Source organism: Teichococcus aerofrigidensis (assembly GCF_054073225.1).
On record NZ_JBSXMU010000167.1, the window covers coordinates 1 to 6,001 of the forward strand.

Sequence of the window (6,001 nt, forward strand, 5' to 3'; positions counted from 1 at the left end):
CGGTGGTGGCGGCCGGGGCCGCCGCCGGCGGGGCGGCCACGACAACCGGCCGCTCCGGGGCCCGCGGCGCCATCCAGAGCCACCCGGCGAGCCCGGCCAGGGCCAGCAGCGCCGTCCCGCCCAGCAGGGCCGGAAGGCCGTTTCGCTTCGCTGTCATCATGATATCGCAATCTGGCCCGGATCGCCCCTCCGCCACAAGGACCAGAAGGCTCTTGCCGGGTGGCGGCAACGGCATGTCCTATCGCGGCGGGACCGGAGAAGGAGGGGCCAGTGCCGGAGGCCATGAAGCGCGGGGAGGCCGGGGCCAAGGTCAGGGTGAAGGTCTGGGACGTCTGGGTCCGGGCCCTGCACTGGAGCATGGTGGCGCTGATCGGCCTGTCCTGGTGGAGCGCCGAGACCGGGCGCATGGATCTGCACCTGACCAGCGGCTACATCATCCTGGCGCTGCTGCTGTTCCGGCTGGCCTGGGGCCTGGTCGGCTCCGACACGGCGCGCTTCGGCCGCTTCCTGCGCTCGCCGCTGGCCGCGCTCGGGCATCTGCGGCACCTCTTCCGCCGCGAGCCGGACACCGAGCTCGGCCACAACGCCGCCGGCGGCTGGATGGTGCTGCTGCTGCTGGCGGTGCTGCTGCTCCAGGCGGTCAGCGGCCTCTTCGCCGACGACTTCATCTTCACCCGCGGCCCGCTGGCTGCGCGGGCGCCCGGCTGGCTCAGCGACTGGATGACCTTCATCCACATCCGCAACTTCAACCTGATCCTGGCCCTGGCCGGGCTGCACATCCTCGCCGTGCTGCTCTACGCCCTGGCCAAGCGGCAGGACCTGGTGCGGCCGATGGTGACGGGCGTGAAGCGCCTGCCGGCGAACTGGGCGGGCGAGCCGCCGCGCCTCGGCTCGCCGGTGCTGGCCGTCCTGCTGCTGGGCCTGGCGGCCGCGCTGGTGTGGGCCCTGTCCACCCTGAGCTGAACCGCCGACCCCTCCGGGGGGGGGCCGGGCCGGCGGCTCCGGCTCAGCGGGCGCGGTAGCCGCGGTGGCAGGCGCCGCAGGTGCCCCCGGTCTCGCGGAAGGCGGCAGCCACCGCCGTGGTGTCGCCGCTGCCCGCCGCCTCGCCGAGCTTGCGGGTGGCCAGCACCATATTGGCGGCGGCCTTCTCGAAACCGGCGCGGTCGGACCAGACCTCCGGCCGGGCCCTGGTCTCGCCCTGATCGCTGCCGGGCGGGAAGAGCGCCGGGAAGCCCTCGAAGAAGCGGGTCATCTCCTGCGCGCGCTCCGCCACCGGCGCCACCGCGCCGCCGCCATCGACGATCCCCTTGATCGCCTCCATATGGCCCGCCATGCGCTTCAGCCCCGCCTTGCGCTCGGCGATGGCATCGCCCGCACCGGCATTGCCCGCACCGGCATTACCCTGGGCCTGGGCCGCGCCGATCCAGGGGCCGGTCAGGGCGGGCAGGAAGGCGGAGGCGATCAGCGGGCCGGCCGCGGCGAGCGCACCGGCCAGGAGCAGGGGCTTCAGTCTCATCGGGTTCAACTCCGGCAGGAGAAGTGGCAGGGGAAGCATTGAGCCTCGCGCGCCACAAAAATTGGAAGCCGAAAAGCGGCCGTCGGTTTTTCCGCACCGTTTTCTGCGCCGGACCCTCCACCCACCCTTGCCGAGCCCCCGGCGGGGCGGTATACGCCGCGCCCTGACCCGATGACGCCCGGCCGGAACGACGGAGCGTAGCTCAGCCTGGTAGAGCACTGTGTTCGGGACGCAGGGGCCGGAGGTTCGAATCCTCTCGCTCCGACCAAAATGATCCGGCCGGGCGGAAGCCCCGCCTGCCCTTCCCTCCGGGTAAACGGCCGGGGGGGCTTCTCGGTTTTCCACCCCTCGATGGTTCCCCCTCCGGCTTCGTTTCGGATTGGCAGGAATCTTGCTCGGCGTTCCCTGCGGTCGGTGGCAGGGAAGCCACCGGCCGAGGGAAACACATCCATGAAATCACCCCTGGCCTGCGCCTCTGCCTTGTCCTTGAGCATTCTGTCGCTCAGCCTTCCTGCCGCGGCGCAGACCACCATCGACAGTGTCGGCCTGACCGTGACCGCCACGCCGGCCGTGAGTTCCGATTACCTGTTCCGCGGCATCTCGCAGACGCGCAACCGCCCCGCCATCTCGCTGACGCTCGACGTCCAGCATGAGAGCGGCCTCTATGTCGGCGGCTTCCTCAGCAACGTCACCTTCCCCGGCAGCAACGCGCGGCAGGAGCTCGACCTGCTGGCCGGCTACCGCTTCGAGGTGGGCGGGCTGGCGCTCGACCTGGGCGGCGTCTTCTATACCTATCCCGGCTACGACAAGCCCGAAGGCGGATACGACTACAACTACTTCGAGGCCATGGCGAAGGCGAGCTACACGCTGGACCCGGTGAAGTTCCTGGGCACCGCCGCGTGGTCGCCCGATTTCTACTTCGAATCCGGATCGGCCGTCTATCTCGAGGCCGGCGCCGATGTCGGCCTGCCGCTCGACTTCACCCTGGCCGGCCGCTTCGGCTATCAGTGGATCGACCGCAACCCCCGCTACGGCGCGCCGGACTACGCCAACTGGTCGGTCGCGGTCTCGCGCGAGATCTATGCCGGCTTCGTGCTGACGGTCGGCTACTACGACACCAACCTGTCCAAGACCGACTGCTTCGCCGGCGCGAAATACTGCGACGCGCGGGCGATGGTGACACTGAGCAGGGCCTTCTGACCGCCCGGCGGGTGGCCGCGGATCAGTCTTTCCGCGCCGCCCAGAACATCAGCCGCCGGATCGGGAAGACCCAGACGAAGCCGGCCAGCACATAGAAGACCAGTTGCAGCGTCCAGTGCAGCCGCTGCACCCGGTCGCCCAGCCAGAGCACCAGGCCGAGGTAGAGCAGCAGGCCCGCGAGGCCGAGAAGGGTGGCGAGAAGGATGCGTGGCATCGCCCGTTCCTGGCAGCATGGCACGGCTTCGCCAAGCCTCCATCCGACGTGGCGTTTGCAGCGGCGGCCCGGCGCGCCTAGTGTCCGCCCCCCATCCCGGCCTTTTCCGGCCCGACCCGACCGAGAGACCCCGATGCCCGGCCAGCCCCCCGCCGCCACCGACGCCTTCGACCTGAAGGCGCATATCCGCGGCATCCCGGACTTCCCGAAGCCCGGAATCCTGTTCTACGACATCTCCACCCTGCTGCGGGACGGCCCGGCCTGGCGCGCCGCCATGTCGCAACTGGCCGAGGTCGTCCGGCCCTACCGCCCGACCCTGTTGGCCGGCATCGAGAGCCGCGGCTTCCTGACCGCGGCGCCGCTGGCACTGGAGCTCGGCCTCGGCTTCATCATGCTGCGCAAGCCGCGCAAGCTGCCGGGCGAGACCATCGGCTACGACTACGCGCTGGAATACGGCACCGACCGGATCGAGATGCAGGCCGACGCCGTGAAGCCGGGCGACCGCGTCGTGGTGCTGGACGATCTCCTGGCCACCGGCGGCACCATGGCGGCCGGCGTCGAGCTGCTGCGCCGGGCCGGGGCCGAGGTGCCGCTGGCCGCCGTGCTGATCGAGCTGGCCGGGCTGCACGGCCGCGACCGGCTGGATGTCCCCGTCGCGGCCCTGGCCGCCTATGAAGACTGACCCGTGAGGGCGGCCGGCGGCCTCCCCCGCTGCGGCCGGCGCGCCCTGCTGGCCGCCGCCGGGCTGGGTGGCCTCGGCTGCGGCTCCGCCATCCTGGGCCGCCCCGCCGCCGGCCAGGCGCTGCCGCCCGCCCTGCTGCCCGACAGCACCACCCTGCTGCTGCCGGGCCCCGAGAACGGCGCCGCCGCGCAATGGGCCCGGAATGTCGCCGCCGGCCTGGCCCGCGCCCTGCCCCAGGCCATGGCGCTGCGCACCAGCATCCTGGGCGGTCCGGACGGCGTCACCGCCGCCAACCGCTTCGCCACGCTGGAGGGCGGCGACGGCCGCACCCTGCTGGTGCTGCCCGGCCTCGCCGCCCATGCCCGGCTGGTGGGCGAGAGCCGCGCCCAGTTCCAGCCGGCCAACTGGCTGCCGCTCTGCGCCTCCTGGCAGGGGGCCGTGCTGGCCGGGCGCGGCCTGCCCGCGCCCGCCTCGGCCCGACCGCTCCGCCTCGCCCTGCCGGGCCCCGAGGCGCCGGAGACCGCGGCGCTGATGGCGCTCGACCTGACCGGCCATGCCGCCACCCCGCTCTTCGGCCTGTCCGGCGCCGCGGCCGAGGCGGCGATCACCCGCGGCGAGGCGGATGCGATGGTGATCGCCGCGCCGCATCCGCGCCGCCGCGCCCTGGAGCTGGGCCTGACGCCCTGGGCGGAGCTGGAGACGCCCGAGCGCCGCGACAGCCCCGACCTGCCCTCCCTGCTGCCCCCGGCCTTGCCCGCCACGCCGCAGCAGCTCGCCGTGCAGGCCGGCTTCGCCGCGCTGCGCCTGCGCGCGGCGCTCGTGCTGCCGGGCCTGACCTCGGCGGATATCGTCGCGACCTGGCGCCGCGCGGCGCTGCGCTGGCAGGAGGAGGAAGGCCGGCAAAGCCTGGAATGGGCCGGGCCGGCGCTGGTGGGCGCCGAGCTCCGCGCCGCCATCGGCACGCTGCTGCCGCCGCCGGAAGCCGTCCTCGCCTATCGCGAATGGCTGCTGCGCCGGCTCAGCTGGCAGCCCGGCTGACGCCCGCCACCGTGCCGATGCCCGGCGGCGCCGAAGCCTCCGGCGCCGGCGCCGGCTCCGCCAGCGCATCCTCATGCTGGATCACGCGCCGGACCAGCCTGAGAGCCTGATAGCACTGGTCCCGCTCCGCGGCCTCGAGCGCGGCGCGCAGCAGCCCGGCGGGGCCGGCCGGAAAGCTGGCCCCGGCCTCGCTGATGAGCAGCCGCGCCAGGGAGAGGCCGGCGGCGCGCTCCTCCTCGCGGCCGACATAGGCGGTCTGCAGCGCGTAGTAGATCTGCCGCGCGGGCGTCACCGCCTCCTCCACCGGCATCACCTGTTTGCCGAAGAGGAAGCGGGCCTGGCCGCAGAGCTCCACCCGCGCGCGGTTGCGGAAGCGGAGCGGGGCGCCATTGACGAGCAGCAGGTCGCCCTGGCGCAGTTCCAGCACGAGCGTGGACATGAGCGGAGCCCTCAGGAGCGGGGTGGGCGCCCGGGGGCGCCGAGCGGGGGGCGCGCGCCGGGGATGGGACCCTGGGCGGCGAGGGGGCCGGTCCGGCCCCGGCGGGCGAATTCACGTTGCGCGGGCACATCCGCCTCCATTCCGTCCCCAGCGGCAGGCTGGTCGTGACGAAACGGCAATCTGTCGCCCGCGGGTTACCGAAGGCTCAAGACGCGGGGCCTCGCAGCAGCAGCAGCAGGCCCGGCACGGGGTGGTCCCGCTCCCGCCGCAGCGCCAGCCCGCGCTCCGCCACCGGCAGCAGCCCGGCGGCGGCGCAGCAGGCGCGCAGCGGGTCCGGGGCATGGCGGTAGCGCAGCCCCGGGCCCAGGGCGAAGGGCTCCGGCCCCTCCCCCAGCTCGACACTGAAGGCGAGCAGCCCGCCCGGCCGCAGCGCCTGCCGCATGGCCCGCAGCGCCGGCGCCAGGTCGCCCAGGTAGTTCAGTACGTCCGCGGCGGCGATGAGGTCGTGGCGGCCGGCCTGCCCGGGCAGGAAGTCGAGCAGGTCGACCTCGTGCAGGGCGTCGTAGCAGCCCTGCCGGGCGGCCTCGGCCAGCATGCGGGGCGAGAGGTCGAGCCCTTCCAGCCGGGCGGCGAAGGGCGCCAGGGCCAGGCCGGACAGGCCGGTGCCGCAGCCGAGATCCAGCACCCGCAGCCGCCGCGCCGCCTCCACGCCCGAGTCGCGCAGCAGCTCCGCCAGCGCCTCCGGCGTGCGGTAGCCGAGGCGTTGCGTCAGCTCGGCGGCGAAGCGCGGCGCGTACTGGTCGAACAGGTCGCGCACATCGGCGGCCGGGGCGCGCGCCGGCGCCGCCGCCCCGCCCAGCGCCGCCAGCAGGAAGCCCGCCTGCCGCGCCAGGGCCTCGGGCAGGCCGGGCA

Annotated in this window: 8 protein-coding genes and 1 tRNA gene; 5 read left to right on the plus strand and 4 right to left on the minus strand. The window is 74.0% G+C overall.

Features of this window, described 5'->3' with window-relative positions; translation table 11 throughout:
* Positions 1-270: 270 nt before the first annotated feature.
* On the plus strand, positions 271-963 hold the full coding sequence (locus ACVMLK_RS19505; protein ID WP_457487361.1) for a cytochrome b/b6 domain-containing protein: 693 nt from the start codon (positions 271-273) through the stop codon (positions 961-963).
* Positions 964-1,006: 43 nt separating this feature from the next.
* On the opposite strand, the gene ACVMLK_RS19510 is transcribed toward ACVMLK_RS19505, so the two are convergent.
* Positions 1,007-1,516, minus strand: coding sequence for a c-type cytochrome (locus ACVMLK_RS19510; RefSeq protein ID WP_457487362.1), 510 nt, complete (start codon positions 1,514-1,516; stop codon positions 1,007-1,009).
* A gap of 191 nt (positions 1,517-1,707) precedes the next feature.
* Between ACVMLK_RS19510 and ACVMLK_RS19515 the strand changes: the two genes are divergently transcribed.
* Together ACVMLK_RS19515 and ACVMLK_RS19520 are read left to right on the plus strand one after the other, a co-directional pair.
* Positions 1,708-1,784, plus strand: a tRNA-Pro gene (locus tag ACVMLK_RS19515).
* 212 nt (positions 1,785-1,996) lie between these two features.
* Positions 1,997-2,716 carry a TorF family putative porin gene (locus ACVMLK_RS19520; RefSeq protein ID WP_457487363.1) on the plus strand — a complete coding sequence of 240 codons (720 nt, stop codon included), beginning with the start codon at positions 1,997-1,999 and terminating at the stop codon, positions 2,714-2,716.
* A 22-nt stretch (positions 2,717-2,738) separates the two neighbouring features.
* On the opposite strand, the gene ACVMLK_RS19525 is transcribed toward ACVMLK_RS19520, so the two are convergent.
* The gene (locus ACVMLK_RS19525) at positions 2,739-2,930 is read right to left on the minus strand and encodes a DUF2842 domain-containing protein (RefSeq protein ID WP_198365972.1); all 192 of its coding nucleotides are present in this window, start codon (positions 2,928-2,930) and stop codon (positions 2,739-2,741) included.
* A gap of 133 nt (positions 2,931-3,063) precedes the next feature.
* Between ACVMLK_RS19525 and ACVMLK_RS19530 the strand changes: the two genes are divergently transcribed.
* Positions 3,064-3,612 (plus strand): adenine phosphoribosyltransferase, encoded by a 549-nt coding sequence (locus tag ACVMLK_RS19530; RefSeq protein ID WP_457487364.1) that lies wholly within the window; start codon positions 3,064-3,066, stop codon positions 3,610-3,612.
* Between the two features lie 3 nt (positions 3,613-3,615).
* Positions 3,616-4,650 (plus strand): hypothetical protein, encoded by a 1,035-nt coding sequence (locus ACVMLK_RS19535; protein WP_457487365.1) that lies wholly within the window; start codon positions 3,616-3,618, stop codon positions 4,648-4,650.
* Here the strand turns inward: ACVMLK_RS19535 and ACVMLK_RS19540 are convergent.
* Positions 4,631-5,089, minus strand: a complete 459-nt coding sequence (locus ACVMLK_RS19540; protein ID WP_457487366.1) for a flagellar biosynthesis repressor FlbT — start codon at positions 5,087-5,089, stop codon at positions 4,631-4,633. The genes ACVMLK_RS19535 and ACVMLK_RS19540 overlap by 20 nt on opposite strands.
* 205 nt (positions 5,090-5,294) lie before the next feature.
* Positions 5,295-6,001 (minus strand): class I SAM-dependent DNA methyltransferase (locus ACVMLK_RS19545; RefSeq protein WP_457487367.1); only part of this gene is annotated, 707 nt, incomplete at its 5' end.

Excerpts from the sequence above, each read along its gene's own strand:
- ACVMLK_RS19530 (WP_457487364.1), top strand. The coding sequence starts at position 3,064 with ATGCCCGGCCAGCCCCCCGCCGCCACCGACGCCTTCGACCTGAAGGCG.
- ACVMLK_RS19540 (WP_457487366.1), bottom strand. The coding sequence starts at position 5,089 with ATGTCCACGCTCGTGCTGGAACTGCGCCAGGGCGACCTGCTGCTCGTC.
- ACVMLK_RS19525 (WP_198365972.1), bottom strand. The coding sequence starts at position 2,930 with ATGCCACGCATCCTTCTCGCCACCCTTCTCGGCCTCGCGGGCCTGCTG.
- ACVMLK_RS19510 (WP_457487362.1), bottom strand. The coding sequence starts at position 1,516 with ATGAGACTGAAGCCCCTGCTCCTGGCCGGTGCGCTCGCCGCGGCCGGC.